General features: G+C 73.2%; 23 protein-coding genes and 1 pseudogene. 10 read left to right on the top strand and 14 right to left on the bottom strand.

Features of this window, described 5'->3' with window-relative positions; translation table 11 throughout:
- The first annotated feature begins 2 nt into the window (after positions 1–2).
- Complete coding sequence (locus tag OG570_RS31475) at positions 3–1,448, top strand: glycoside hydrolase family 3 protein (RefSeq protein ID WP_326952710.1); 1,446 nt, start codon at positions 3–5, stop codon at positions 1,446–1,448.
- 145 nt (positions 1,449–1,593) lie between these two features.
- Complete coding sequence (locus tag OG570_RS31480; protein ID WP_326952712.1) at positions 1,594–2,364, top strand: hypothetical protein; 771 nt, start codon at positions 1,594–1,596, stop codon at positions 2,362–2,364.
- Positions 2,365–2,457: 93 nt separating this feature from the next.
- Here the strand turns inward: OG570_RS31480 and OG570_RS31485 are convergent, their stop codons facing one another.
- Complete coding sequence (locus OG570_RS31485; protein WP_326952713.1) at positions 2,458–2,988, bottom strand: ArsR/SmtB family transcription factor; 531 nt, start codon at positions 2,986–2,988, stop codon at positions 2,458–2,460.
- Positions 2,989–3,064: 76 nt separating this feature from the next.
- Here OG570_RS31485 and OG570_RS31490 point away from each other — a divergent pair, with 76 nt between their 5' ends.
- The gene (locus OG570_RS31490; protein WP_326952714.1) at positions 3,065–4,294 is read left to right on the top strand and encodes an MFS transporter; all 1,230 of its coding nucleotides are present in this window, start codon (positions 3,065–3,067) and stop codon (positions 4,292–4,294) included.
- Positions 4,295–4,297: 3 nt separating this feature from the next.
- On the opposite strand, the gene OG570_RS31495 is transcribed toward OG570_RS31490, so the two are convergent.
- The 5 genes from OG570_RS31495 to OG570_RS31515 form a co-directional block, all read right to left on the bottom strand.
- Positions 4,298–6,325, bottom strand: a complete 2,028-nt coding sequence (locus OG570_RS31495) for a YcaO-like family protein (RefSeq protein WP_326952715.1) — start codon at positions 6,323–6,325, stop codon at positions 4,298–4,300.
- 267 nt (positions 6,326–6,592) lie between these two features.
- Positions 6,593–8,029 (bottom strand): DUF1996 domain-containing protein, encoded by a 1,437-nt coding sequence (locus OG570_RS31500; RefSeq protein ID WP_326950373.1) that lies wholly within the window; start codon positions 8,027–8,029, stop codon positions 6,593–6,595.
- 686 nt (positions 8,030–8,715) lie between these two features.
- Positions 8,716–9,225, bottom strand: a complete 510-nt coding sequence (locus tag OG570_RS31505) for an AAA family ATPase (RefSeq protein WP_326952716.1) — start codon at positions 9,223–9,225, stop codon at positions 8,716–8,718.
- Between the two features lie 27 nt (positions 9,226–9,252).
- A complete protein-coding gene (locus OG570_RS31510; RefSeq protein ID WP_247052517.1) occupies positions 9,253–9,738 on the bottom strand; it encodes a hypothetical protein in 486 nt (161 codons plus the stop codon).
- Positions 9,735–10,367, bottom strand: a complete 633-nt coding sequence (locus OG570_RS31515) for a sigma-70 family RNA polymerase sigma factor (protein WP_326952717.1) — start codon at positions 10,365–10,367, stop codon at positions 9,735–9,737. Before OG570_RS31515 ends, OG570_RS31510 begins: the two co-directional genes overlap by 4 nt.
- Positions 10,368–10,613: 246 nt before the next feature.
- Here OG570_RS31515 and OG570_RS31520 point away from each other — a divergent pair, with 246 nt between their 5' ends.
- The 4 genes from OG570_RS31520 to OG570_RS31535 all read left to right on the top strand — a co-directional run bounded on the left by OG570_RS31520 (position 10,614) and on the right by OG570_RS31535 (position 13,894).
- Positions 10,614–11,021, top strand: coding sequence for a pyridoxamine 5'-phosphate oxidase family protein (locus OG570_RS31520; protein ID WP_326950370.1), 408 nt, complete (start codon positions 10,614–10,616; stop codon positions 11,019–11,021).
- 150 nt (positions 11,022–11,171) lie between these two features.
- Positions 11,172–12,683: a GAF domain-containing sensor histidine kinase gene (locus OG570_RS31525; protein WP_326960218.1), complete on the top strand. Its 1,512-nt coding sequence runs from the start codon at positions 11,172–11,174 to the stop codon at positions 12,681–12,683.
- Positions 12,683–13,342: a response regulator gene (locus OG570_RS31530; RefSeq protein WP_247052514.1), complete on the top strand. Its 660-nt coding sequence runs from the start codon at positions 12,683–12,685 to the stop codon at positions 13,340–13,342. Before OG570_RS31525 ends, OG570_RS31530 begins: the two co-directional genes overlap by 1 nt.
- Positions 13,343–13,462: 120 nt before the next feature.
- On the top strand, positions 13,463–13,894 hold the full coding sequence (locus OG570_RS31535) for a hypothetical protein (RefSeq protein WP_247052513.1): 432 nt from the start codon (positions 13,463–13,465) through the stop codon (positions 13,892–13,894).
- A 35-nt stretch (positions 13,895–13,929) separates the two neighbouring features.
- Here OG570_RS31535 and OG570_RS31540 read toward each other — a convergent pair whose 3' ends face one another.
- Positions 13,930–14,703 (bottom strand): maleylpyruvate isomerase family mycothiol-dependent enzyme, encoded by a 774-nt coding sequence (locus OG570_RS31540; protein WP_326952718.1) that lies wholly within the window; start codon positions 14,701–14,703, stop codon positions 13,930–13,932.
- Positions 14,704–14,871: 168 nt separating this feature from the next.
- On the opposite strand from OG570_RS31540, the gene OG570_RS31545 reads away from it, so the two are divergent.
- Entirely contained in the window at positions 14,872–15,336 is a 465-nt protein-coding gene (locus tag OG570_RS31545) for a hypothetical protein (RefSeq protein ID WP_326952719.1), read from the top strand.
- 45 nt (positions 15,337–15,381) lie between these two features.
- Here OG570_RS31545 and OG570_RS31550 read toward each other — a convergent pair whose 3' ends face one another.
- Complete coding sequence (locus tag OG570_RS31550) at positions 15,382–15,825, bottom strand: hypothetical protein (protein WP_326950367.1); 444 nt, start codon at positions 15,823–15,825, stop codon at positions 15,382–15,384.
- A gap of 148 nt (positions 15,826–15,973) precedes the next feature.
- Between OG570_RS31550 and OG570_RS31555 the strand changes: the two genes are divergently transcribed.
- Positions 15,974–18,745, top strand: a complete 2,772-nt coding sequence (locus tag OG570_RS31555; RefSeq protein ID WP_326952720.1) for an AfsR/SARP family transcriptional regulator — start codon at positions 15,974–15,976, stop codon at positions 18,743–18,745.
- Between the two features lie 6 nt (positions 18,746–18,751).
- Here OG570_RS31555 and folE read toward each other — a convergent pair whose 3' ends face one another.
- Positions 18,752–19,357 carry a GTP cyclohydrolase I FolE gene (gene folE / locus OG570_RS31560; protein ID WP_247064365.1) on the bottom strand — a complete coding sequence of 202 codons (606 nt, stop codon included), beginning with the start codon at positions 19,355–19,357 and terminating at the stop codon, positions 18,752–18,754.
- A 105-nt stretch (positions 19,358–19,462) separates the two neighbouring features.
- On the opposite strand from folE, the gene OG570_RS31565 reads away from it, so the two are divergent.
- A complete protein-coding gene (locus tag OG570_RS31565; protein WP_326952721.1) occupies positions 19,463–20,119 on the top strand; it encodes a helix-turn-helix transcriptional regulator in 657 nt (218 codons plus the stop codon).
- On the opposite strand, the pseudogene OG570_RS31570 reads toward OG570_RS31565, so the two are convergent.
- The 5 genes and pseudogenes from OG570_RS31570 to OG570_RS31595 form a co-directional block, all read right to left on the bottom strand.
- Positions 20,116–20,856: pseudogene (locus tag OG570_RS31570) on the bottom strand (sulfite exporter TauE/SafE family protein); the annotation flags it as partial. The gene OG570_RS31565 and the pseudogene OG570_RS31570 sit on opposite strands and share 4 nt — an antisense overlap.
- A 51-nt stretch (positions 20,857–20,907) precedes the next feature.
- On the bottom strand, positions 20,908–21,654 hold the full coding sequence (locus OG570_RS31580; protein WP_326952722.1) for a GntR family transcriptional regulator: 747 nt from the start codon (positions 21,652–21,654) through the stop codon (positions 20,908–20,910).
- Positions 21,651–23,162, bottom strand: a complete 1,512-nt coding sequence (locus OG570_RS31585; RefSeq protein ID WP_326952723.1) for a beta-N-acetylhexosaminidase — start codon at positions 23,160–23,162, stop codon at positions 21,651–21,653. The genes OG570_RS31580 and OG570_RS31585 overlap by 4 nt, the downstream gene beginning before the upstream one ends.
- Complete coding sequence (locus tag OG570_RS31590; RefSeq protein WP_247052508.1) at positions 23,162–23,983, bottom strand: carbohydrate ABC transporter permease; 822 nt, start codon at positions 23,981–23,983, stop codon at positions 23,162–23,164. The genes OG570_RS31585 and OG570_RS31590 overlap by 1 nt, the downstream gene beginning before the upstream one ends.
- A complete protein-coding gene (locus OG570_RS31595) occupies positions 23,983–24,930 on the bottom strand; it encodes a carbohydrate ABC transporter permease (protein ID WP_326952724.1) in 948 nt (315 codons plus the stop codon). Before OG570_RS31595 ends, OG570_RS31590 begins: the two co-directional genes overlap by 1 nt.
- Between the last annotated feature and the right edge of the window lie 46 nt (positions 24,931–24,976).

Raw genomic sequence — 24,976 nt, forward strand, 5'->3', positions numbered from 1 at the left:
TGTTGTCTTCACCCGAGAAACTCGCCGAGGCCGTCCTCCTGCCCGGGTTCGCCGGGACCACCGCGCCCGGCTGGCTGCGCAGCCGCGTGGCCGACGGGCTCGGCGGGGTGATCCTGTTCGGCCGCAACGTCGTCGACGACGAGCAGGTCGCCGCGCTCACCGCCCAGCTGCGGGGCGAGCGTGACGGCGTCGTCGTCGGCATCGACGAGGAGGGCGGCGACGTGACCCGCCTCGACGTCAACACCGGGTCGTTCGTGCCGGGGCCGCTGGCCCTCGGCGCGGCCGACGACCCGGAGCTGACCACGGCGGTCGCCGCCGCGCTGGGCGAACGGCTCGCGGCCTGCGGCGTCACGATCAACCTGGCGCCGTGCGCGGACCTGACCCTGGCGGCCGAGGACCCGATCATCGGCGTCCGGGCGTTCGGGTCCGACCCGGTGAAGGCGTCCCCGCACGTCGCGGCGTACGTCACCGGCCTGCAGAAGTACGGCGTCGCGGCGTGCGCCAAGCACTTCCCGGGCCACGGCGCGGCGACGGAGGACTCGCACGTCGCGCTGCCGGTGCTGCCGCGGACGCCGGAAGAGCTGCGCGAGATCGAGCTGGTCCCGTTCGCCGCGGCGATCCGGGCCGGCGTGCGCGCGGTGATGACCGGTCACCTGGTCGTGCGGGCCTGGGGCGACGAACCGGCCACGCTCAACCGGGTGGCGCTCACCGACGTCCTGCGCGGCGAGCTGGGCTTCACCGGCGCGATCATCACCGACGCGCTGGAGATGGGCGCGGTGTCCGGCGCGTACGGCCGCCACGACGGCCTCGGCCACTCGGCGGTCCGGGCGCTGATCGCCGGCGCGGACGCGCTCTGCATCGGCGGCGCGGCCTTCGAGGCCGACGCCCTGGACGCCATCAACGCGGCGATCGTGGCCGCGGTGGCGTCGGGGGAGCTGCCCCTCGAACGGCTGGCGGACGCGGCCGAGCGGACGGCCTCGCTGGGCACCGACCCGGCCCCGGCGACGGTCGGCCCGGTCGACCGGCGGCTCGGCCTGGAAGCGGCCCGCAAGGCCCTGCGCGTCACCGGTGAACCGCGGCTGGACGGCCCGCCCCTGGTGGTGGACGTCCAGACCGAGCCGACCATCGCGGCCGGCCCGATGCCGTGGGGCCTCGGCGCGCACCTGGCCGAGCTGGTGCCGGGGACGCGGGCGATCACCGCCGGCCCGGCCGACCTCGACGTGATCCTCGAAGCGGCGCAAGGGTTCTCGAGCGTCGTCGTCGTGACGCGCGAGGCGCACCGGCACCCGCGGGTGCGGGAGCTGCTGACGGCGCTGGGGGAGTCTGCTGTGGACTTCATCCGCGTCGAGACGGGCGCGCCGGGACCGCTCACCGGGGACGGCCCGCGGCTGGACACGTTCAGCGGCTCGTACGTCAGCCTGCGCGCGGCGGCCGAGTACCTGGCCTGAGTTCGCTCCACCGGACAGGCCCCGCCTTCCCCGGCGGGGCCTGTCCCTTTTGCCGTATCTCCACGAGCCGCCCGGGCGTTTGTACGGGGCTTGTACCGGCGCTCGTCACTCTGTCGGCACAACGGAAACGACGGAGGACGGACTCATGAGGATTCGCATCGGCAAGCGGGCGGCCGGGGTGGTCGGCATCGCCGCGGCGATCGTGCTGGTCGGCGCCACCCCGGCGCTCGCGGCCACCGGCACGGTGCACACCGACTCGGGCGCGCCGCTGACCGTGCGCTCGGCGCCGAGCACGGGCGCGGGCTCGAACGGCACGGTCGCCGACGGCACCGCCGTCGACATCGACTGCCAGACCACCGGCGAGTCGGTCACCGGCAAGTACGGCACAAGTACCGTCTGGGATCACGTCCCGAGCGGATTTATCACTGACACCTACGTCTACACCGGCTCCGACGGCCGCATCGCGCCGGACTGCACCGACGTCCCGACCCCGCCGGCGGCGACCTGCTCGACGTCCGGGCTGGGCGACGCGAACACGTGCGCCCAGGCCGTCACCAAGGCGAAGTCGCGGGTGCACACCAACAACGACCCGGCCTACGACGGCTGGTGCGACCGCATCAACGCCCAGAACTACGGCTTCTCCGCGAGCGGCTCGACCACGGCGTACGTGCACTGGACGCAGATCCCCGGCCAGTACAAGCACGCGGGCAGCACCGACGTCCCGGCCGGCGGCCTCGCGTTCTTCTCCAACGGCGGCTCGGGCCACACGATGATCTCCATCGGTGGCGGCAAGTTCCTGTCGAACGACATCAACGGCGCGGGCACCTACACCGAGACCACGATCGCGCAGATCAAGAGCAAGTGGGGTCAGACCTACCTCGGCTGGTCGCAGCCGTGGTTCAAGGTGAACCACTGACCGCCTGACGCGCACCGCGGCAAAGCCGTGAATGCCACATTGACGGACACTAGGTCCCTCGATGTGGCATTCACGGCTTTCGGGTAAAGCGGGTCAGCTGCCGGGTTTCAGGTGGTGCAGCACGAAGATCCCGCCCAGGGCCGGGCGGTCCAGGCGTTCGTGGTCGGTCGCCACGTACTCGTCCAGGACCGCCAGGATGCGCCGGTCCAGCTCCCGGACCTCGTCGGGGGACAGGTGCAGCAGGAACTTCTCGTGCACCGCCACCGACTCCGGACCCGAGGCCCGCAGCTCCTCCTGGAAGATCTCGATCGGCGCGAACCGCGTCTCGGGGTCGGCGCCGGCCAGCGGGCCGTCCAGCCACCACGTCTCGTTGTTCGACCGGTACGGCTTCTCCAGCGCGCCGCTGGTCCCCGTGCGGACCGGGGCCGGCTCCAGCAGTCCGGCGGCGACCAGCTGGCGCACGTGGTGCAGGACCGTGCCGGGATCGCGGTCGAGGCGGTCGGCGAGCTGCTTGTTCGTCAGCTCCTCGACCAGGCACATCCGCATGATCCGCAGGCGCAGCGGGTGGCCGAGGGCCTTCGCCTCCCGCGGGGTCGCCGGCCGCCGCCGGCGGGGTTCGGTCATGAACGCAGCGTAGTCCATCGATCGAGTTCCGACACATCGATGGAGAATTCCCCATCGATGTGTAATCCTCGATCGTATGGAGACGAAGGGCCTGGGCAGCACCTATTGGCGGCTGTGGACGGCGGCGGGGCTGTCGAGCCTCGCCGACGGCGTCCTGAAGGTCGCGTTGCCGCTGGTGGCCGTCGGCTACACGCGGTCGCCGGCCCTGATCGCCGGGCTGGCCTTCGCCTTCACCGTGCCGTGGCTGCTCTTCGCGCTGCCCGCCGGCGCGCTGGTCGACCGGATCGACCGCCGGCGGGCGATGCTCGGCGCGAACCTGGTGCGCGGTGGGCTGCTCGCCGTCGTCACGCTCATGACCGTCTTCGGCGGCGGGTCGATCTGGGCCCTGTACGTCGTCGCCGCGGGGGTCGGGTTCGCCGAGACCGTCTACGACACGGCCGCGCAGTCGATCGTCCCGCAGGTCGTCGGGCGCGAGCGGCTCTCGGCCGCCAACGGCCGGATGTACGCCGCCGAGCAGACGGCCAACGAGTTCGCCGGCCCGCCGCTGGCCGGGCTGCTCGTCGCGGCCGGGGTGTTCGCCGCGTTCGTGACGCCGATGGCGTTGTGGGCGGTGGCCGTGGCGGCGTTGCTCCTGGTGCGCGGGACCTACCGGATCGAGCGGCCCGGGCACACCACCCTGCGCGCGGACATCGCCGAAGGCGTGCGGTTCCTGGTGCGGCACAAGGTGTTGCGGACGTTCTCGGTCATGGTCGGCACCTTCAACTTCGCCACCGGCGCGACCTTCGCGGTGTTCGTGCTCTACGCGGTCGGCCCGGGCTCGGCGATGGGCCTGTCCGAGCCGGCCTTCGGCCTGGTGATGGCCACCAACGCCGCGGGCGGCCTCGCCGGGTCGTTCCTCGCCGAACCGGTGGAGCGCCTGATCGGCCGGATCGGCACGCTCTGGGTGTCCTGGCTCGCCGGCGGCCTGACGATCGGCGTGCTCGCGGTGACGACGAACCCCGTCGCCGTCGCCGCCGGGTTCTTCCTCGGCGGCCTGGGGATCGTGATGTCCAACGTCGTCATGGTGTCCCTGCGCCAGCGCCTCACCCCCGACCGCCTGCTCGGCCGGCTCAACAGCAGCTACCGGCTGGTGGCGTGGGGCACCAAGTCCCTCGGCGCCCTCGCGGCCGGCGTGCTCTCCCAGACCCTCGGCCTGCACGCGGTGTTCGCCGTGATGGCCGTGCTGGCGTTCGCCGTCGTGGCCGGGCTCTCCGTGGTGACGGAGAACGCGCTCACGGCCGCGGAACGCGAAGCCCTGCGCTCGTGAGCGTCACGCGTGCGGGAACGGGAAGACGTTCAGCCGCTCCTCGGGCAACGGCGCCGGCCGCCAGCCGAGGTCGACCGCGGCACGCCGGATCCGCCCGGCGCCCCAGTACGGCGCGCCGGCCGGGAAGCGGGGCACCAGCCCCGGCACGATCGTGTGCGCGGCGTGGAACCCGGCGCTCGCGACGTCCCGCGTGGTCAGGTCGACGCTGATCACCTCGAAACCCCGCTCCTCGACGCGTTCCCGGTAGGCCTTGAGCCCCCGCTCGCCCACCGACGGCAACCCCTCCCACGGGCGCACCGGCAGGTCGAGCACCCACGGCGCCACCCGGGTCACGGCCCGCGGGTCGAGGGCCGCGTCGGCGTGCTGCCGCGCGAACCCGTCGGCGAGCGCTTGCTTGGCCGCCTCGAACGCGTCGGGCCGGGTGGCGGTGCCGATGGACAGCCGGCGCCGGGCCCGGTCGAGCACGGCCGCCGCGACGACCGGGACGCCGAACTCGTTGTCCAGCGGGATCAGCGTGACGTCGTGGGTATCGGCGGTGTCGGCGATCAGCGCGCGGAGCTCGGCCGGGACCGGCAGCCGGCGCAACCGCGGCGTGTTGGCCCACCAGAGCATCGTCGTGTCCTGCTCGAGCACCGCTTCCAGGCCCGAGGTCACGGCGTGTTCCCTGCTCGTCCCCCCGGCGAGGCCGGCGAGCAGGGGATCGGTGAACCGGGCGCCGTCGGGCTCGGGCCGGTCGGAGACGAGGCACGCGGGGACCCACAGCGCCTCCCGCGTCGTGTGGGAAAAGGCTTCGATCCACGCGCATTCCGTGTCGGGCGTCAGCGGCGCGAAGGGAAACCCGGGGACGGCGTACTGCCGCGGTGAGTACAGGTTCAGGCGACGCGGGTCGAGCGCGGGCACGCCCTGCCGGCACAGCCGCAGGTAGCTGGCGTGCCGCAGCTCGCGGTCCGCGGGCAGCCAGCTGCCGCAGTAGCGTTCGACGGCCTTGCCGATCGCGGCGTCGCGGGCGACGTCGAAGTCGTGCCACGACGTGCCGACCGCCCGGCGGTCGTTGGCCCAGTCGGCGACCCGGTGCATGTCGGCGACGTCCACGGCGCACACCTTCAGGCGGGCGGGCAGGCCGGGAGCGGGCGGGATCTCGTGGACGGCGGTCACGATGCCGGTCCGGTCGTCGACGAGCAGGTCCGGGCGCGGGCCGCGCGCCTCGATCGCGCGGGTGCGGTCCGGGAACGGCAAGACGGGCCGGGGGAGCACGCTCAGCCGGACGGGGTCGAGCTCGAGCTCGCCGGTGGTCGTCTCGGCGGGTTCGCCGGCGAGCCAGCGCTCCAGCTGGACGGCGAGCACGGTCAGCATCCAGCGGGCGTCGATCGGGCGGAACCGCCGGCCGGGCGGCGGGTCGGCGGTGGCGAAGGCGTCGATCACGCGCGGGTCGGGGGCCGCGGACCGCCGCCGGTCGAGCACGTCGGCGAAGTCGGGGCCGGGGCCGCCGGGGGTGATCGCGGGCCCGGCGATGCCCTGGCCGCGTTCACAGCGGAACGGCAGCAGCCGTACGCCGCGGTCGGCGCAGAACGCGTCGAGGGCGGTGAGCTCGGAGTACGCCGGGTGGGTGAACGCGGCGACGACGACGGCGTCGGCCGGGTTGACGGGGAAGGGACCGTCGACGTCGGAGAGCGTCTGGACCCGCGCGTACCCGGCCGGGGCGAGGATCTGCGCGAGCGGCGCGGTCAGCTCGGGCGTCCCGGCGATGAGGACGGTGGTCGCGGCCACGCGGCTCGCGCCGTCCGTCGCGGGGCGGAGGCCGCCTTCGTCGGTGAGGACGTCGAGCAGTTCCGCGTAGCCGGGGTTCACCCCGGCGAGCAGCTCGGCCCGGGTGCGGGTGCCGTCGCAGCGCGCGATCCACGCGCGGACCTCCGCGGCCGGCACCGGGATCGGGTACTGGCCACCGTTCGGTGTGATGAGCAGGCACAGGGCCGGCTCGAGGTCGTGGACCTCGACCCCGGTCAGTTCCGGGCGGACGTCGTCGGAAGGCATGGCGGATCCCTTGTCGGAACGGAGCGTGCCGCGGCCCCGGGGGCGGGGGCCGCGGCACCGGGGGAGCTGGGCTGCGACTGCGTTCCCTTCTGTGCGGTTGTGCTGTTGGTGCCAGTTTCGGCCGCGGGCGTGCGCGGTGACGTCTCCTGGAGTGCGATCCGCACGTCCCGGTCCGTGCGGAATCCACGGCCGCCGCGTGCGGGGCGCACGCGAAAGCGCCCCGCCGCCCGGAGTGGACGGCGGGGCGCTTCGGACTGTCCGCTGTGGTCAGGCCCGGCAGGTCCGGCCGCGGTTGACGCAGTTGACCAGGCCGCTCATGATCCGCTGCGACATCACGTTCGCGAAGTCGTCGTGGTCGGAGAGCGGGTTGTGGTGCTCCTGCGGGAAGGAGTCCACTTTGTACTGCTTCTTGACCTGGATGTCGTGCGGGATGTCGTAGGTCAGCGTGATCTGCAGCTGCGGCACGGCCTTGAAGCCCTTCGGGCACCAGCCGGCCTGGTCCGGGAACACGATGTGCGTGCGGTGGTTGGCACTGTCGATGTTCTGCCCGTCCCAGCAGCTCGGGAACGTGTGGATGCGCTTGACCTTGCTGTTCTGCGGGCAGATCGGGTACTTGTCGGTGACGCGGTTCTCGAAGCCGCTGCACGTCCAGCTCGCGCGGGCGTTGGCCGGCCCGTTGGTCGACACCTTCGCGTCGCCGTAGAGCACGCGCAGGAACTTCGGCATGGCCACGACCTTGCCCGTCGGGCTGCCCCGGAACGTGAGCTGGACCTTCTGCGGCCGCTGGATCACGCCGTCGTTCTCGGGCAGCTCGTTGTTCTCGTCCTGGCCCGGCAGCGCGCCGCCCGCGGTGGTGCTCGGCGGGGGAGTCGCGCCGGTGCCCGGGTCCTTGCCCGGCTTCGGCGCGCACGGCGCGAGCCCGCCCAGGTCGCGCGGCTTCTGCGTGAAGCGGCCGATCGCGATGGCGATGCGCTCCAGGATCGCGGCGCGCCGGTCCTTGAGCGGCGTCAGGATCGCGTTGCGCACGAAGTCCGCGCCACCCTGGCCCTGCGTCGAGGCGACGCGCTGGTTGGCCTCGTCGGTCTGGCCGTCGAGCTGGTCCAGGTTGCTCTCGACCTCGGCCATCGCCTGGTCGGGCACGTCCGGCAGCTTGCTGGCGACGTCGGGGCAGGCGACCTGGACGGTCTTCGCCTCCTGGTCGGCCTGGGCCCGGTCGCCGTCCGGCGCCTTCGCGGGCTCGTTCTTCGCCTCTTCCTCGCCGGTGTCGATGCGCACGACCGGCCAGTAGTAGGCGGACTTGTCGCCGTTGCGGCAGGTGGTGCCGGCCTTGACGAGGCTCTTGTTGTTCGAGTCGGCGTTCGTCGAGAGGTTGCCGACGTAGTCGTGCAGGTGCTGGGCGCCGTTGCGGACGCCGGGCTGGGCGATGAAGTTGTCGGGGTTGAAGTGGCCGTTCTCGTTGCGGCCGCAGTCGACGGTGAACGTGCCCGTCGCCGCGCCGCTGACCGGCCGCGGGTCGAACTGGTTCGGCGCCACCTTCAGGATGTCGACGAAGAGCGCGGGATCGACCTCGTCGGCGCTGGCCTGTCCGGTGTTGCCGGTCGTGGTGGCGACGACGATGCCGCCGACGGCCATCGCGAGGGCGAGACCGCCGGTGGCGATCTTCGTTCTGCGCGAAAGCCGATGCCGTCCTTGGGTGCGGGACATGGATCCTCCGGGTGTCGGGCTGGCGGGAAACGCGACACTGACCGGTACGAGCCCAGGGGCGTACCAGTCAGGAAAGGCGTCTGCAGGGGAGGAACGACGACCGGCCGCCCACTGACCCGACATCAGTGGGACGTGTGGTCACCTGCCCGTGACCACGCCGTCGACCGGGTGGTTATCGTTCCGTTATGGACGCTACACCGGGGTTTGACACCGGGCAAGAAGGTGTTTCCGACCATCACGAACCGTCAGGTCCGGTTTCCGTTTCCGTAGTCGGACGTGGTCGTGAATGGTCCCCGGAAATGCGCGAAGAATGGCGTGCGCGAATAGCGCCGTGCACAGGACGCGCTCGCGGCGGCCCGCGGGTGCGTCACGCTGGGTAGCCGTTCGTGTACGCTGGTTGCGCTCTCAAGTAGTTGGTGACGGCGGCCATCCTGGGGCCTGGACCGGGTGGTTGTCCAGCTTCCGGGGGTGTGGCGAAACCCGCGGAAAATTCTTTGAACCGATCCGAACCGGCAGCCGTATCCCTCAGTGAAGCACCTCGAATGCCCGCCGGTCGCCGGCCCGGCGATATCCCTGGTGCACGCCCGGGAAGTGCGTTCAACGGGTGTCCCCGCATTCGGCGACGCTCTTTGTTCGTCGCCGCTCGGGAATTCAGTGCGGCGCCGCCGGAACCGCGGCAATCGACGTCAAGGCCGCGCAGCCGCTTCGATGAGCGCGGCCGCCTCGGCGGCCGACCGCTCGGCGGTGTCGACGACGAGGCGGTCACGCGTCCACGGCTCGTACTCGCGGGCCACGATCTGCGGCCACGTCGGCGGCACGTGGCCGGGGATGCCGGTGTCGCGGGTTTCCGCGCGGCGCCGGTGTTCCACCGGGTCCGAGCAGACGATCTCGGTCTCCAGTACCCGCGCCCGGTGCGCCGTTCCGGTGTCCCGCCAGGCGTTCCGGGTGATCTCGACGGAGTTCACGCACTCGGCGATCACGCTGACGCCGGTCCGCAGCAGGTCCGCGGCGACGTCGTAGGCGACGACGTACCCGACCGGCCCGAGCGGGTTGCCCAGCGGCGTGCTGCGGACGATCGCCTGCTCGATCGTGTCGACGCGCAGGTAGGAGAACCCGGTGCGGCGGGCCAGTTCGGTCGCCACGGTGGTCTTCCCGGACGCCGGCAGCCCGCCGACGACGATCAGCACTGGAGGCACCCGCGCATGATCGCACGGGGCGGCCGGTCAGTCCGGGTACCGCCCGCCGAGCCGTCGCCAGTGCTCGGCCAGCGCCGGCCGCACGGGGGCCGCCAGCACCTCGGCGAGCTGCGCTTCGGCTTCCCGGGCGGTGTTTTCGGCCGCCTTCCGCAGTTTCTCGTCGAGCTGGGCGGCCAGCTCGCCCGATCCCGGGTAGGCCTGCTCGATCAACCGCATCGCGACACTCTCCCGCAGGCCCGCCTGGGCGTCGTCGATGGCGAGCTGGTCGCTGCGCAGGCCGTCGGCCCGGCCCAGGTCGACGGTGTGCCGGGCGTCGAGGACCAGCCCGGCCGGCGACGCCACCCCGTGGCGGACCGCGATCCGCAGCAGATCGGCACCGAAGGCCCGTTCCGCGGGTGCCCAGGGCAACGCGTCCAGCTCGGCCGGGGCGCGCGAGACCGCGTCGCCGGGCGCGGCGCACCAGGACACGGTGCCCGGCGGGCTCAAGCGGTAGAGCATCCGGGGTCCCGTCACGAGGTGGATTCGGCGCTCTTCTTCGCCTGCAGGTTCCGCCGCAGGGTCGTGAGCGCCCGGTGCTGGGCCACGCGGACCGCGCCCGCGCTGCTCAACCCCACCGCCACCGCCGTCTCCTCCGCGGTCATGCCCAGGATGATGCGCAGCACCAGGATCTCGCGCTGGCGCGGCGGGAGCGTGTCGAGCAGGCCGGACGACCAGTCGAGCGCGGCGGAGCGCTGGACCTCCTCGCCCGTCGGGTCGGTGCCTTCCGCGCCCTCCGAGCGGCCGGCGGGCGGCTCCGCGACCGGGCTGGTGCGGTCGCGGGAGCGGCGGCGGTGGAAGTCGGCGATCTTGTGCGCGGCGATGCCGAAGACGAACGGCAGGAACCCGTCGAGCTCGTACCGGTAGCCGGGCAGCGCGCGCACCACCGCGAGCAGCACGTCCTGGGCGCAGTCCTCGGCGTCGGACGAGCCGTCCTGCCACGACCCGAGCCGGCCGAGGCAGTAGCGGAACACGATCGGCCGCAGCTCGCGCAGCAGCCCCGCCACCGCGGCCCGGTTGCCGGCGACGGCCTGCCGGACGAGCGCGGTGTCGAGCGAGAACGTCGCCGCGGGCGGGGAGTCACCCCCGGCGGAATGCGGCGGCATCGGCCTCACCTCTTCCTTCGGACGCACGCCGGCAACGGACGGTCACGACGGTAGGTCGCGCCGCGTGTCCGCCACACCGGCCGGGCGCCCGTGCGGACCCGGGTCTTTCGGCACTGGCGGACGGCGCCGTCGTAGGGGTTTCGGAGCCGGGCCGGGCGTGGCCGGGTCGAACGGCCCTACCGGCGACCCTCGGCAACGGATCACGCTGGTGGCCGGGAATATTCATAGGAGAAGCACAGGGACGAGATGGCTGACGATGTGGGCTTCGGGCTCTTGCTCGACCGGGCGCAGTGCCTCGCGCTGCTCCGGACGGCGAGCCTCGGCCGGGTGATCTTCACCCACCGGGCGATGCCGGCCGTCCGCCCGGTGCGGTTCACCGTCGTCGGGGAGAGCGTCGTGTTCGCCGTGCCCGAAGGCAGTCCCCTCTACGCCGGCGCGCGCGACGCCGTCGTCGCGTTCGAGGCCGACGACTTCGCCGCCGACCTCGGCGCGGGCTGGTTCGTCAGCCTGCTCGGCCGGGCCGGCGAGTTCCGGGACTCCTCGGCCGCCGAGATCGCCTGCCTGTGCCCGTGTCCGTCCCAGGCCGGGCGGCGGTTCCTGCAGATCCCGGTCGAGGCGATCACCGGTCACCGAATGGCCTGCCCGGCCGAGTAACAACGCCGTGGCACCGAACGACCCACCGGATGGACGAACCGGCTTGGGCCGGCACGGGCAGTGACCTGTGGCACCCTTGACGGCCCGGGGAGACCCCCGGGAGTGGGCGACGCCAGCGGAGTCGACAAGAAAGTGGCGGACGAAATCGGCATGCCGGCGATCCTCGCCGCGGTGGCCGGGATCGCGCGGGAGCTGGAGATACCGGCGTTGCTCGAACGCGCGGTGACGACGGTGTGCGAGCTGGTCGGGGCGCGCCACGGCCGCGTCGAGGTGACCGGACCCGAGGGCGGTGTGGCCGAGTACGGCCGGCCAGGTGACGGCACGAGCGACGGCGCGGTCGAGATCCCCGTGCGCGCCGGGCCCAAGACCTTCGGCACGTTCCGGATCGAGCCCGGCGAAGGCGGCTTCGCCGGCCGCCGGCGTGAAGTGCTGGGCGCGCTCACCGCGGCGACCGGGATGGCCGTCGAGAAAGCGCTGCTCGTCGACGGGATGCGCCGCCGCGAACGCTGGCTCGAGGCCTCCTACGACGTCACCAAGGCCCTGCTCGGCGCGCAGGGCCTGCGCGCCACCCTGCGGCTGATCGCCGAACGCGCCCGCGTCGTGGCCGGCGGCACCGGCGGCGCGATCGCGCTGCCCGCGGGGCCGGGCCTGCTGGTGTTCGACGTCGTCGAGCCGCCGGGGGAGGACTCCGACCGCCTCACCGGGCTGACCATCCCGACCGAGGGCACCGCGACCGGGATCGCGTTCACCACGCGCCGGCCGATCGTCGTGCGGGACTACGGCGAGCACGTCCAGAACGAGCAGCGCGACCGCACCGGGCCGATGCCCGCCATGATCAAGGACCTGGACTCGGCGATCTCGGTGCCGCTGATCGTCGGCGAGGAGACCCTCGGGGTGCTGCTCGTGGCGAAGTTCCGCGACCGCTCGCCCTTCACCGACTCCGACGTCCAGCTGGCCGAGACGTTCGCCGGGCACGCCGCGCTCGCCGTCGAGTTCTCCCGGGCGCAGGAGGCCCGCCAGCAGCTCGCCGTCTTCGAGGACCGCGACCGGATCGCGCGCGACCTGCACGACCTGGTGATCCAGCGGCTGTTCGCGACCGGGCTCGGGCTCGAGGGCGTCAGCAGGCTGATCTCGGACCCCGGGGTCGGCGCGCGCGTCGCGGGGTTCGCCCACGACCTCGACGGCACGATCCGCGAGATCCGCAACAGCATCTTCTCCCTGCAGGCACCCGCGCAGGCGCAGGGCAGCCTGCGCGCGGAGCTGCTGCGGGTGGCGGTCGACGCCCGGGACACGCTGGGCTTCGAACCGCGCGTCGGCTTCGACGGGCCGCTCGACGCCGCCGTGCCGGACGCGGTCCGCTCCGACCTGATCGCGTCGCTGCGGGAAGCCCTGACGAACGTCGCCCGCCACGCCGGCGCGACGTCGTGCTCGGTCGAGGTCACCGTGGACGGGCTCGGCACCCGGCTGAGCCTGGTGGTGCGCGACGACGGGACCGGGCCGCCCCCGGGCGCCGGGCGGGTCAGCGGGCTCGCCAACCTGGCGGCCCGGGCCGCGCGGTGGGGCGGGACGTGTGCGCTGGTGGCCGCCGGCGACGGCGGCTCCCGGCTGGAGTGGACGGCCGGGCTGCCGGCCCGGTCGGCCGGCGAACAAGGGACTGCGTGATGACGATTTCGGTGTTCCTGCTCGACGACCACGAGCTGGTCCGCACCGGGCTGAAGACCGTCTTCGAGTCCGAGCCGGACATCGAAGTGGTCGGCGAGGCCGGCACGGCCGCCGAGGCCCTGGTCCGGATCCCGCAGGTCCGGCCGGACGTGGCCATCCTGGACGTCCGGCTGCCCGACGGCCAGGGCGTCGAGGTCTGCCGCGAGATCCGCTCGACGCTCGAGCCGCCGCCCGCCTGCCTGATGCTCACGTCCTATTCGGACGACGACGCCCTGTTCGGCGCCATCATGGCCGGCGCGGCCGGGTACATGCTCAAGCAGGTCTCCGGCCGGTCCCTGATCGACGCCGTCCGCACGGTGGCCGTCGGCGGCTCGCTGCTGGACGCCACGCTCACCGCGTCCGTCATGAACAGGTTGCGGGGGGAGACGGCCTCGGCCCCGGATCCGCGGTACGAGCAGCTCAGCCCGCAGGAGCGGCGGGTGCTCGACCTGGTGGCCGAAGGCCTGACCAACCGGCAGATCGCGGAACGGCTTTTCCTGGCGGAAAAGACCGTCAAGAACTACGTTTCTTCCGTGCTGCACAAACTCGGCGTCGAGCGGCGGACGTCGGCCGCGGTCTACGTGTCCCAACGGCGCAACGAACCGGGACGATCGGGCTGATCTCACGACCGATCGGACGAAACCGGTGGGGCGTCCGACGTATCTGGGCGCGAATGGAGTACACCTGTCGGGGTGACCGCACGGGCCGCACGGGACTCGTCGCGGGGTGGAGGGGACGGCATGTCGGGGTTTTCGAGCGGGGACTACGTCACACAGCAGATCCACGCGCTCGCGAAAGCGGTGCGCGAGGAAGGGGCCGGCGGCGTCGGCACCCACAGCTTCCAGCTGGCCGAGCACCTGGCCGCGGAAGGCGGCGTCCACCGCGGCGACATCCTGACCGCGACGGCGACGCTGCTGGCCATGACGGCGTGGTGCGACGGAGCGGCCGACGCGGCGCTGCGGTTCGCGGAACTGGCGGGCGAGTGCGACGACGACTCCCGCGAACTGGTGACGCACCTGCTGACACTGGAGATCGGCGCCGACCAGGGCTGGCTGCCGGAGGCCCAGGTGGAGGCGCTGCTGGAGTACGCCCGCCGCAACCGCCGGCGCGACCTCGTCACCCGGGTGCAGGCGCTGGCCACGGGCCCGGGAGGCCGGCACCGCCGGGACTAGCGGCATCTCGGCCACCGACCGTTGTCGGACGCGCCCTACCGCTCCGCGTCCCAGTCCACGAGCTGGTCGAAGATCCGCCGGTCGCCGTCGAGCGTGAGGGTGTCCAGCGGAATCCGGCCGTAGAAGGCCAGGACGAGGTCATGGGCCGTGCCCCGGGCGGTCGCGTCCGGGACGTCGCCGGTCGCGGATGCCGGCAGGCGGTCGGCCCGTGCGCCGTCGGCGGCGAGCCGGTGGCGCCAGGACCGGCCCTCGGCGGCGTGGTAGTCGACGACCGCGGGCTCGTGCGGCCAGGCGACCGTTGTGGTGCAGAAGGTGGACAGGAACTCCTCGGCCCCGTCGAGGGCCACCTCGTCCGGCAGCGGCTGCGGCGCGCCCACGGTGACCTGGGCGTCGTAGGTGTGCACCGCGACCTCGTGGAGCTGGCGCCGGGCGACGGCACCACAGGTCCGCGGCGACTGCGTCTTGCCCCACCACGCCCAGCAACCCCGATCCGGCCCGGCCTCGCGCAGCGCCCCGAGCAGCTCCCGCGTCGCCGCGGCCGACCAGGCCAGCAGAGCCTCGCGCTCCCGGGGCGGCGCCGAGGCGTCCCGCGGCGCGGCCTTGGCCGTGGCACCGGGCCCGGCGGCGATGGTGGCCGCCCAGGCGCGGCGGCCCTCGCCCAGGTGCCGCACCAGGTCGAACAGCGTCCACTCGGGACAGGTCGGCACCCGCACATCAAGGCCGGCCGCGGCGCCCACCGCGGCACGGAAGGCCGCCGAGCGTTCGTCGATCAGCCGCAACAGGTCGGGAAAGTCCAGCGTGGTGTGCACGGAGGCTGTCTAGCACCGCGCTCCGGCGCCCGGCCGGCGATTTCCACGGCCGGCACCCTGACCTGCGCGTTGCAGGATTCTCGCAAGGAAGCCTGCACCTCGGTCCGCCAGCCTGACGCCGAGGCCCCGCCTGAACCGGGCGCGGCCCGTCGAGGGTGGAGGTTCCAGGTGCGGATCAAGAGACGGATCGCGACCGCGGTCGCGATCATCGGGCTGGTGGCGACCACCGCGTTCGGTGGCGCGGCCACGGCGTCGGCCCAGACATTCCCGGACAAGGCGCCGCCCGGGTACGCGGGCCCGTTCCCCACCTGCAAGGGGGCCTTCCTGGAGCAGATCGACATTCCGCAGACCACCGGGTACATCAGGGTCTACTACTCGTCCGAGGGCAGCGGCACGTTCTGCGCGATGACCTTCGACAACCTCGACGGCAAGCACCACATCGAGGTGGTCCTCCAGCACGCCGGCTGGACGACCCAGTGGTACGACTCCGACGACGACTACGAAACCTACGCGGGCGGGATCTACGTCTCCGACGCGAACACCCTGTGCGCGAAGGTCTACGGGGAAGTGACCGTGAACGGGGTGCCCCACCCCAGCGGGTGGAACACGATCTGCAAACCACCGGTGGCGTGACCCGAGGGCGCCGGGGTCGCTGATCCCGGCGCCGTCGGCGAGGCGTCAGCTGATCACCACGCAACTCGCGCGGTTCTGCCAGTTGATGCTGCCGAGCCGGAGATCGGCGCTCTGGTCGATCCACGTGCTGCGGGTGCCGCTGCTGGGGCAGTCCCGCGCGTCGTAGAGCCGGACGTCGCAGGAGTGCGCGGTGTGCACCGAACTCGCTCGGTTGTCCCAGCCCCAGCCGTTGAGGTTGTACAGGCCCTCGGTGTCGGTGGTGGACGCCGTGCAGTTGCCGTAGCGGTAGAACGTGATGCAGCTTCCGGAGTAGCCGGTGTTGTCGTAGAGCGTGAACGCGGAGACCGTGCCGTCGGCGTTGCCGACGGCCGTGCACGCCAATGGCGCGGCCGACGCCACCTGGTTCCCGACCGGCCCCACGGCCAGCGCTCCCGCGGCGACGGCCGCCACGCCGAGTACCCGGGCCGCTGCCCGCACCTTCGTACGCATCCTCTGATCCCCTCCCCGCGCCGGCGGTCCCGGCGCAACGTCGAGGTGATCGTGGAGGGCCGATCGTGTGATTTGCTTGCGGAGTTCCTGCATTTCGCCGGTCGAGCGGCTATGCCTGGTTCGGTGGGTCCGATCCGGGGAGGGTTCGGTGACAGTTCTTCGCGTGCTCGGCGAGATCGCCGTCGAGGTCGACGGCCGCCCCGTCGACCTCGGGACCACCCGGCAACGCTGCCTGCTCGCGGCGCTGGCCGTCGACGCCGGCCGGGTCGTTCCGGCCGACCGGCTGGTCGAGCGGATCTGGGGTCCCGACCTGCCGCGCCGGGGCCGGGCGACGCTCTACAGCTACGTCTCCCGGCTGAGGCAGGCGCTGGCCGAAGTGGACGGCCTGGACATCGTGCGGCGATCCGGCGGGTACGTCCTGACGACCGGCGACGACGGGCCGGTGCTGGACCTTCCGCTGTTCCGGGCGTTGTGCGCCCGAGCCCGGACCGAACCCGATCCGGCGGCGGCACCCGGGCTGTTGAGCCGGGCTCTGGACCTGTGGCACGGGGAGGCGCTCACCGGCCTCGACTGCGCGTGGGCCGACGCAGAACGCCGGCAGCTGAGCGAAGAACGGCTCGCCGCGCAACGCGCCCTCGTCGACGCCCGGCTGCGGGCGGGCGAGGGTGACGCGCTGGTCGCCGAGCTCGCCACGCGGGTCCTCGACCATCCGCTCGACGAGCACGTCGCCGGGCAGTACATGCGCGCCCTGCACCAGGCCGGGCGCGGCGCCGACGCGCTGGAGCACTACCACCGGATCCGGACGCGGCTGGTGGAAGAGCTGGGCACCGACCCGGGAACCGCGCTCCAGGACCTGCAGCAGACCCTGCTGAGCACCACGCGCACAGCCGGGGGCACTCCCGCGGTGTGCCACCAGCTCCCGCGAGCACCCCGGCCGTTCGTCGGCCGCGACGACGACCTGGCCCGCCTGGACGCCGTGCTGGACCCGCGCGAGCCCGGCGGCACGGTGGTCATCTCGGCGATCGCCGGTGCGGGCGGCATCGGCAAGACGTGGCTGGCCCTGCACTGGGCCCACCGCCACACCGACCGGTTCCCCGACGGCCAGCTGTACGTGGACCTGCGCGGCTTCAGTCCCGACCACGCGCCGATGGCGCCGGCCGCCGCGATCCGCGGGTTCCTCGACGCGCTCGGGGTCGAACCCCGGCAGGTGCCGATCGACCCGCACGCCGGCGCGGCGCTGTTCCGCAACCTCGTCACCGGCCGGCGGATGCTGCTCGTGCTGGACAACGCCGCGGACACCACCCAGGTCACCCCGCTGCTGCCGGGCGGGGACACCTGCACCGTCCTGGTGACCGGCCGCACCCAGCTCACCGGACTGGTCACCGGGCACGCGGCCCACCACCTCCGCCTCGACGTCCTGACCGAGGACGAAGCCCGCCTGCTGCTCACCAGCCGGCTCGGCGCCGCCCGCACGACGGCCGAAGCGGCGGCGGCGGATCGGCTGATCGCCTTCTGCGGCGGGTTCCCGCTGGCGCTGGGCATCGTCGCCGCGCGCGCCCAGCTGCGGCCGGACCTCCCGTTGAGCGTGCTGGCCGGCGAACTGCGGGACGCCGGGCTCCAGGCCCTCGCCGACGACGACCCCACCGCCAGCCTGCCCACCGTGCTGTCGTGGTCGCTCGACGCACTGGCGCCGGAGCAGGCGAGCGCGTTCGCCCTGCTCGGAGTCGCACCCGGGCCCGACCTCGGACCCGAAGCCGCCGCTGCCCTGCTAGACCGGCCCCCGGCGGACACCCAGCGGATCCTGCGCGGACTGGAACAGGCGTCACTGCTCACCCGGACCGGCCGCGGCCGCTACCGGCTCCACGATCTGATCCGCCGGCACGCCACCCTCACGGCGGCCGGGCTTCCCGCACACGTCCGCGCCGCCGCGCAGTACCGGGTCGTCGACTTCTACCTGCACACCGCGTACCGCGCCGACCGGCTCCTGAACCCGCACCGCGAACCGGGACACCCGGCGCCGGCCGCTCCCCGGCACGCCGTCCCCGAGCTGCCCGACGACGCGGCGGCGCTGAGCTGGTTCGACACCGAGCACGCTTGCCTGCTGGCGGCCCTGGACACCGCGTCCGGGAACCGGCGCCACCGGACGGCGTGGGACCTGGCCTGGGCGCTCGAGACGTTCCACCGGCGGCAGGGCCACCTGCACGACCGGCTCGGCACCTGGCAGGTCGCGATGACGGCGGCCGGGCACCTCGCCGACCCGGCGACCCGGATCCTCACCCACCGCCTGCTCGGCCGCGCCCACGCCGACCTGGGCGCTCACACGCAGGCGAACGTCCACCTGCAGGAAGCACTGACCCTGGCCGAGCGGCACGACGACACGACCAACCAGGCCCACACCCACCGGACCCTCGCCGCCGCGTGGGGCGCGCAAGGCGACCACCACAAGGCCCGCGAGCACGCCAGGCAGGCGTTGCGCATCAGCCGGGACGTCGGCAACCCCGACTGGGAAGCCGGTGCGCTCAACGCGATCGGCTGGTACGCGGCCCAGCTCGGCGCCTACGACGAAGCCCGCGAACACTGCGAAGCCGCCCTGGACCTGTTCCGCCGTCAAGGAAACGCCGAGGGGGAGGCGACCACTTCGGACAGTCTCGGCTACATCGCGCACCGCGTCGGGAACCACGCCGAGGCCGTCGGCCACTACCGCGAGGCCATCGGCCGGCTTCGCGAAATCGGTTCCACCAACGAAGAAGCCGGCACCCTCGACCGGCTCGGCACCGCGTACGCGGCACTCGGACGCCACAGCGAAGCCGCCGAGACGTGGCGGGATGCGCTCACACTCTGCCGACGCCAAGGCCGTGACGAAGACGCCCGGCGCGTGCAGCGGCAGCTCGACGCGCTCGAGCGGACCCCGGTGCGCTGACCGCCGCTAGGCGACGACGCCGGTCAGTGCGAAGAACTCCTGCCGCGTCTTGGGTTCTTCGCGCACCAGGCCGTGCAGCGACGACGTGACGGTGAGCGCGCCGCTCGCCCGGACCCCGCGCAGGGACATGCAGAGGTGCTCGGCTTCGATCACCACGCCGACGCCCTTCGGCGCCAGGTGCTCCTGGAGCCAGTCGGCGACCTGCTTGGTCAGCCGCTCCTGCACCTGCAGGTCGCGGGCGAACAGCTCGACGACCCGGGCGAGCTTCGAGAGGCCGAGGATGCGCTCGCCCGGCAGGTAGCCCACGTGCGCGACGCCGCGGAAGGGCAGCATGTGGTGCTCGCACAGGGACTGCACCGGGATGCTCTTGGCGAGCACGAGCTCGTCGTAGCCCTCGTCGTTGGGGAACGTCGTCAGCTTGAAGTCGCGGGGCCGCAGCATCTCCGCGTAGGCGTTCGCCACCCGCCGCGGGGTGTCGCCGAGGTGCTCCGAGGTCGGGTCCTTGCCCAGCGCCCGCAGCAGGTCGGCCACCGCGCGTTCGGCCGCGTGGAGGTCGAACGCGTCGCGGTCGGGGACGACACCGAGGTGCCGGAGGGGAACCGGTTCGCTCATGGGTTCGGCTGTCACGGGGAGCCCCTTCGTTCTAAAACCAAGTCGTACCGACGTTAGAAGGCCGCCCGGGTTTTCGTCAACGGTTATTTGTTTTAGAATGCGGTGATGCGAGAACCCCAGGCCGGTGCGCTGGCCGCGGTCGCCGCGCTCGACGAGCCCACCCGGCGCCGGCTGTACGACTACGTCGTCCGCCAGCCCGGGCCGGTGAGCCGCGACGACGTCGCCGCCGCCCTGAGTGTGCCCCGGCCGACCGTCGCGTTCCACCTCGACCGCCTGGTGGACGCCCAGCTCCTCGCCGTCGGGCACGAACGCCGCACCGGCCGCACCGGGCCGGGGGCCGGACGCCCGGCGAAGCTGTACCGCCGCTCGGACCGGCAGGTGACGGTCTCGCTGCCGGAACGCGACTACGAGCTGGCCGGCCACCTCCTGGCGACGGCGGTCGAGGAAGCCGGCGAGACCGGTGGCTCGGCCCGGGAGATCCTGGCGCTGCGCGCCCGGGAGCTGGGGGAGCGGCGGGGGGCCGCCGCGGCCGATCTCACGGCGGCACTCGAGGCGCACGGGTTCGAGCCCCGGACCGAGGACGGCGAGGTGGCGCTGGGGAACTGCCCGTTTCACCGGCTGGCCCGGGCGCACCCGGAACTGGTCTGCGAGATGAACCTCGCGCTGGTGGCTGGCCTGCTGACCGGCGTGGGTGCGCCGGAGCTGACCGCCCGGCCCGACCCGCGGCCGGGCCGGTGCTGCGTGCGGCTGACTGCGTCTTAGCTGCGTGCGGCCAGGACGAACAGGAACGCGCCGAAGACGACCAGCGCCGCCGACACGACGCGGTGGAGGTGCTGCTGCCGCAGCCTTTTCGCCAGCCGCGTGCCGACGAGCGCGCCGGCGCCGGCGATGCCGCCGAGCAGCGTGCCGAGTCCGAAGTGGACGGAGCCGTGCGCGGCGTAGCCGAGCGTCGCGAAGCCGACGAGCGGCAGCTGGATCAGCTGCCCGGCCGCGACGGTCGTCAACGCCGGGACGCCCAGCGCCAGCAGCGCCGGGACGAGCAGCACCGGCCCGCCGGTCCCGGTCAGCGCCGAGCCGAACCCGACGACCACGCCGATCGCGATGGTCGCGGCGACGGGCAGGTCGTCGCGCACCCGGGACGTCTTCGCGCGGAACCACAGGTTGTACGCGCCGGAACCGGCCGTCACGACGGCGAGCACCAGCCACAGCACGGCGGCCGGGAGCAGCCCGTTCACCAGCGCCCCGGCGGCCGCGGCGGGCGCCGCGCCGAGGGTGAGCAGGCCGCCGAACCGCCACGGCATGGCCTGCTGGCGGGCGTACCCGAGGGTGCCGACGAGCCCGGTGAACAGGAAGGCCCAGCTGCTGGTCCCGGCCGCGGCGTGGACGTCGAGCCCGCCGAGCCAGGTGAGCGCGGGCGGCAGCAGCACCCCGCCGACGCCGACGGTCCCGATCAGCACCCCGACGGGCACCGCGACCAGCAGGACGACCCACACGCCCCCGACGGTAGTACGGCCCCCGGGACCTGCTTCGCCGAGCCGGTCCGTGACCGCTCAGCCGGAGTCGGCGTCGAACCGCAGCTTCGAGGTGATCCGGTAGCGGTCGCCGCGGTACACCGAGCGGGTCAGCTCGACGATGCGGCCGGCGGTGTCGCGGGTGACCCGCTCGACCTGCAGGATCGGCGCGTACACCGGGACGTCCAGCAGCTCGGCCTGCTCGGGGTTGGTCACGGCCGGTTCCATCGTCTGCTCGGCCTCGGCCACGGTGATCCCGAACCGCTCCCGCAGCAGCCGGTAGAAGTTCCCGGCCTCCATGTCGGCCGGCGCCAGCCCGGGCACGAGCTCGGCGGGCAGGTCGAGGCGCTCGATGGCGATCGGCTCCTCGTCGACGTAGCGCACGCGCGTCACCCGCAGGACCGGCGCGCCACCGGCGACCTCCAGCCGCGCGGCGCGCGGGGCGCTCGCGGGCGCCGTCGTGAACGCGACGACCTCGCTGGTCCAGTTCCCCTCCGCCGGCGGCACGCCCAGGCCCGCGGCGCTGCCGGCGAGCTCCTGGGTGACCTTGTGCGGGCTGGTGAACGTGCCGCGGCCGCGCTGGCGGACCAGCAGGCCGGTGCGGGTGAGCTCGTCGATGGCCGCGCGGACGGTCGGGCGGGACACACCCAGCTCCTGCGCCAGGTCGCGCTCCGAGGCCAGCCCGGTGCCCGGCCCGGCCTTCTCGATGACGTTCAGCAGGTGGCGGCGGACCCGGTCCCGTTTCGCGGTGGGCGGCCGGTCGGGTCCGAGCGCGTCTGCGGTCAAGTTCTCGGCTTTCGGAGTGCGGGGAGCCCGCCCGGGAACCGGACGCGCTCCTTCGGCAGGGCGTTCAGCGCGCGCAGCAGATCCAGGTGACCGGCCAAGCGGGCTTCGAAGTCAGCATAGTCGCGCGGGCCGGGGGACCAGGCCGACTCGGCGAGCGCGCACAGCCGCGGGAAGGCCAGCTGCCGCACGTGGTCGGGGGTCGGCGCGTGCTCGGTCCACAGCTGCGCCTGCGTGCCGATGACGCCGGGCCGGCCGCCGTTGTCCGGGTCGGCGGCGGGCAGGTTCCCGTCGAGGGGGTCGTAGGCGTGGACGTCGGCCAGGGTGGTGACGAGCTCGCGCGGCGGCTCGCCCGGCCCGTCGGTCTGCGGGTAGTCGAAGTAAGTGGACGTGTGCGGCGCCATGATCACCTGGTGGCCGCGGGCGACGGCCTGCGCGCCGTGAGCGGCGTCGCGCCAGCTGGCCACGGTCATCGCCGGCGGCAGGGTGCCCGGCGAGCGGCCCGTTTCGTCCCAGCAGACCGACTGCCGGCCCAGCTCGCCGAGGAACCCGTGCAGCTCGCCGAGGAACCAGGCGTGCAGCTCGGCGGTGTCCCGCAACCCGAGCGCCTTCGCGCGGGCGAGGGCGGCGGGCGCGGTCTCCCACTGCGTCGTCGGGCATTCGTCGCCGCCGATGTGCAGGTGCCGCGAGGGGAAGATCTCCGCGGTCTGCGCCAGGACGTCGCGGCAGAAGTCCAGGGCCGCGTCGTGCATGCCGAGGATGTCGGGGCTGATGCCCCATCCGGTCCACACCGGCTGCCGCCGCTGCGGGTGGTTGCCGAGCTCCGGGTAGGCGGCCAGCGCCGCCCGGACGTGCCCGGGCAGGTCGATCTCCGGCACCACCCGCACGCCGCGGGCGGCCGCGTGGCCGACCAGCCCGCGCAGCTCGGCGCGGGTGTAGAAACCGCCGTGCGGGACGCCGTCGAAGACCGTGCTGCCGGCCGCGCCGACCATCGACTCGCTGCGCCACGCGCCGACGTCGGTCAGCTTGGGGCGGCCGTCGATCTCGAGCCGCCAGCCCTGGTCGTCGGTGAGGTGCAGGTGCAGCACGTTGTACTTGTGCAGGGCGATGAGGTCGACGAACTCGTACAGGAAGTCCAGGGGCATGAAGTGCCGGGCGACGTCGAGCAGCACCCCGCGCCAGGCCAGCCGCGGCCGGTCGCGGATCCGCAGGCACGGCCAGCGGTCCGGGCCGAGCTGCCGCAGCGTCTGGACGCCGTGGAACAGCCCGGCTTCCGCGCTCGCCACGAGCGTCACGAGGTCTTCGGCGACGTCCAGCTCGTACTCTTCCGGCCCGAGCCCGGGCCGCAGGTTCAGCCGGATCTCCGTGCCGTGGCCCGCGCCGAAGAAGCCGGTCAGGAGGTCGGCCGCGCGCCCGGCACCGGGACCGGCGACGACGCGCACGCCGCCGTCGAGCGTGAAGAACCCGTTGTGCCGCACCAGTTCCGCGGGCCGGGGGACCAAGGAGAGCACTAGCCCTTCACCGCGCCCGCGGTCATGCCCTCGACGAGGTGGCGCTGGACGAGCGCGAAGAACACGACCACCGGCAACGCGAACAGCGTCGACGCGGCGATCAGGCCGCCGTAGTCCGTCCCGGTGCTGGTGCTGAACGAGACCAGCCACACCGGCAGCGTGTACCCGGACTGGTCCTTCATGATCACGTAGGCGAACAGGAAGTCGTTCCAGGCCGTGATGAACGCGAACACGCTGGTCGCGATGAGCCCCGGCAGCACGAGCGGCAGCAGCACCGAGCCCATGATGCGCCCGCGCGTCGCGCCGTCGACCATGGCCGCTTCCTCGAGCTCGACCGGGATGCCGTGCAGGAAGCCCCGCAACGTCCAGATCGTGAACGGCAGCACCAGCGCCACGTAGGTGAGGGTGAGCCCGAACAGGTTGTTCAGCAGGTGCGCGCTCTTGAGGCCGAGGAACAGCGGGATGACCAGGGCGGGCACCGGCACCATCTGCAGGATCAGCACGCCGATGAGGAAGCTGCGGCGGCCGAAGAACCGGAACCGCGTCAACGCCGTCGCCGCCAGGAACGCCACGACGATCGCCAGCAGGACCACCGACACCGTCACGACGACGCTGTTGAGGAGGTCGCGGGTGAAGCCCGGTTTCGCGAGCGCGTCGGCGAAGTTGCCGAGGGTGAAGTGCACCGGGAGGAACTGCGGCGTCGGGCTCAGGATGTCGCCGCGCGGCTTGAAGGCCGTGTTCACCATCCAGTAGACCGGGAACACCCACACCAGGCAGAACAGCGTCGCCATGGCGTTGGTCCCGATCCGGCGTCCCCGCATCACAGGTCCTCTCCCGTTCGCACCAGCCGGCGCACGTACACGATGGTCATGGCCAGCAGCAGCAGGACCGAGACGACGGCGATCGCCGCGCCCTGGCCGAAGGAGTTGGTGCTGAAGGCCCGGGTGAAAGTCCAGATCCCGAGCGTCGTCGTGCCCTGGCTGGGGCCGCCCTGGGTGAGGATCCAGATCTGGTTGAACACGGTGAAGTCCCAGATCACCGAGAGGATCGTGACCAGGCCGAAGATCGGCTGCAGGAACGGCCAGGTGATCGTCAGGTGCACCCGCCACGGCCCGGCACCGTCCAAAGTGGCCGCTTCGTAGTACGAGCGGGGGATCTGCGTCAGCCCGGCGTGCAGGGTGAGCGCCACGAACGGCACCGACTGCCACACCACCAGCAGCCAGACGAGCGTGAACGCCGACGCCGGGGTCGTCGTCCAGTCGTGCTGGGTGAAGTCGCCGAGGCCCAGCTGTGAGAGCAGCCAGTTCACCACGCCGTAGCCCGGCTGGAAGAGCCACTGCCAGACCAGGGTGGACGCCACGTTCGGCAACGCCCACGCGGCGATCAGGCTCATCGTGACGGCGACCCGCATCCGGGGCCCGAGCCGCCGCAGCATCAGCGCGACGCCCGTGCCGATCACGAGCGTCCCGGCGACGAGCGCGACGCAGAACCCGACCGTGCGCAGCAGCACCGGGACCAGCTGGTCGTCGCCGAGCACCGCGGCGTAGTTGTCCCAGCCCGCCCACCCGGCCGTGCCGGTGAGCAGGGCGCGCAGGCCGTACCCCTGGAACGAGATCAGCAGCAGCCGGACCAGCGGATACCCCAGCACCAGCCCGAGGACGACGACCGCGGGCAGGAGCAGGCCGTAGGGCAGCAGCGGACGTCGTCGCTTCCGCCGCGGCGCGGGCCGCGGCGCCACGACCGGCGCGGGTCGCTTCAGGACCTTCACGGCGTTCCTCCATCAAGGTGGGTGGGACGCCTGCGGTCAGGGGACG

The sequence above is a fragment of the Amycolatopsis sp. NBC_01286 genome (genome assembly GCF_035982555.1).
Classification (GTDB): Bacteria; Actinomycetota; Actinomycetes; order Mycobacteriales; family Pseudonocardiaceae; genus Amycolatopsis.

Bases quoted from the DNA above. Each gene is read 5' to 3' on its own strand.
- OG570_RS31480 (WP_326952712.1), top strand. From the start codon at position 1,594: ATGAGGATTCGCATCGGCAAGCGGGCGGCCGGGGTGGTCGGCATCGCC.
- OG570_RS31485 (WP_326952713.1), bottom strand. From the start codon at position 2,988: ATGACCGAACCCCGCCGGCGGCGGCCGGCGACCCCGCGGGAGGCGAAG.
- OG570_RS31490 (WP_326952714.1), top strand. From the start codon at position 3,065: ATGGAGACGAAGGGCCTGGGCAGCACCTATTGGCGGCTGTGGACGGCG.
- OG570_RS31495 (WP_326952715.1), bottom strand. From the start codon at position 6,325: ATGCCTTCCGACGACGTCCGCCCGGAACTGACCGGGGTCGAGGTCCAC.
- OG570_RS31500 (WP_326950373.1), bottom strand. From the start codon at position 8,029: ATGTCCCGCACCCAAGGACGGCATCGGCTTTCGCGCAGAACGAAGATC.
- OG570_RS31515 (WP_326952717.1), bottom strand. From the start codon at position 10,367: ATGCCGCCGCATTCCGCCGGGGGTGACTCCCCGCCCGCGGCGACGTTC.
- OG570_RS31520 (WP_326950370.1), top strand. From the start codon at position 10,614: ATGGCTGACGATGTGGGCTTCGGGCTCTTGCTCGACCGGGCGCAGTGC.
- OG570_RS31525 (WP_326960218.1), top strand. From the start codon at position 11,172: ATGCCGGCGATCCTCGCCGCGGTGGCCGGGATCGCGCGGGAGCTGGAG.
- OG570_RS31530 (WP_247052514.1), top strand. From the start codon at position 12,683: ATGACGATTTCGGTGTTCCTGCTCGACGACCACGAGCTGGTCCGCACC.
- OG570_RS31535 (WP_247052513.1), top strand. From the start codon at position 13,463: ATGTCGGGGTTTTCGAGCGGGGACTACGTCACACAGCAGATCCACGCG.
- OG570_RS31550 (WP_326950367.1), bottom strand. From the start codon at position 15,825: ATGCGTACGAAGGTGCGGGCAGCGGCCCGGGTACTCGGCGTGGCGGCC.
- folE (WP_247064365.1), bottom strand. From the start codon at position 19,357: ATGAGCGAACCGGTTCCCCTCCGGCACCTCGGTGTCGTCCCCGACCGC.
- OG570_RS31565 (WP_326952721.1), top strand. From the start codon at position 19,463: ATGCGAGAACCCCAGGCCGGTGCGCTGGCCGCGGTCGCCGCGCTCGAC.
- OG570_RS31590 (WP_247052508.1), bottom strand. From the start codon at position 23,983: ATGCGGGGACGCCGGATCGGGACCAACGCCATGGCGACGCTGTTCTGC.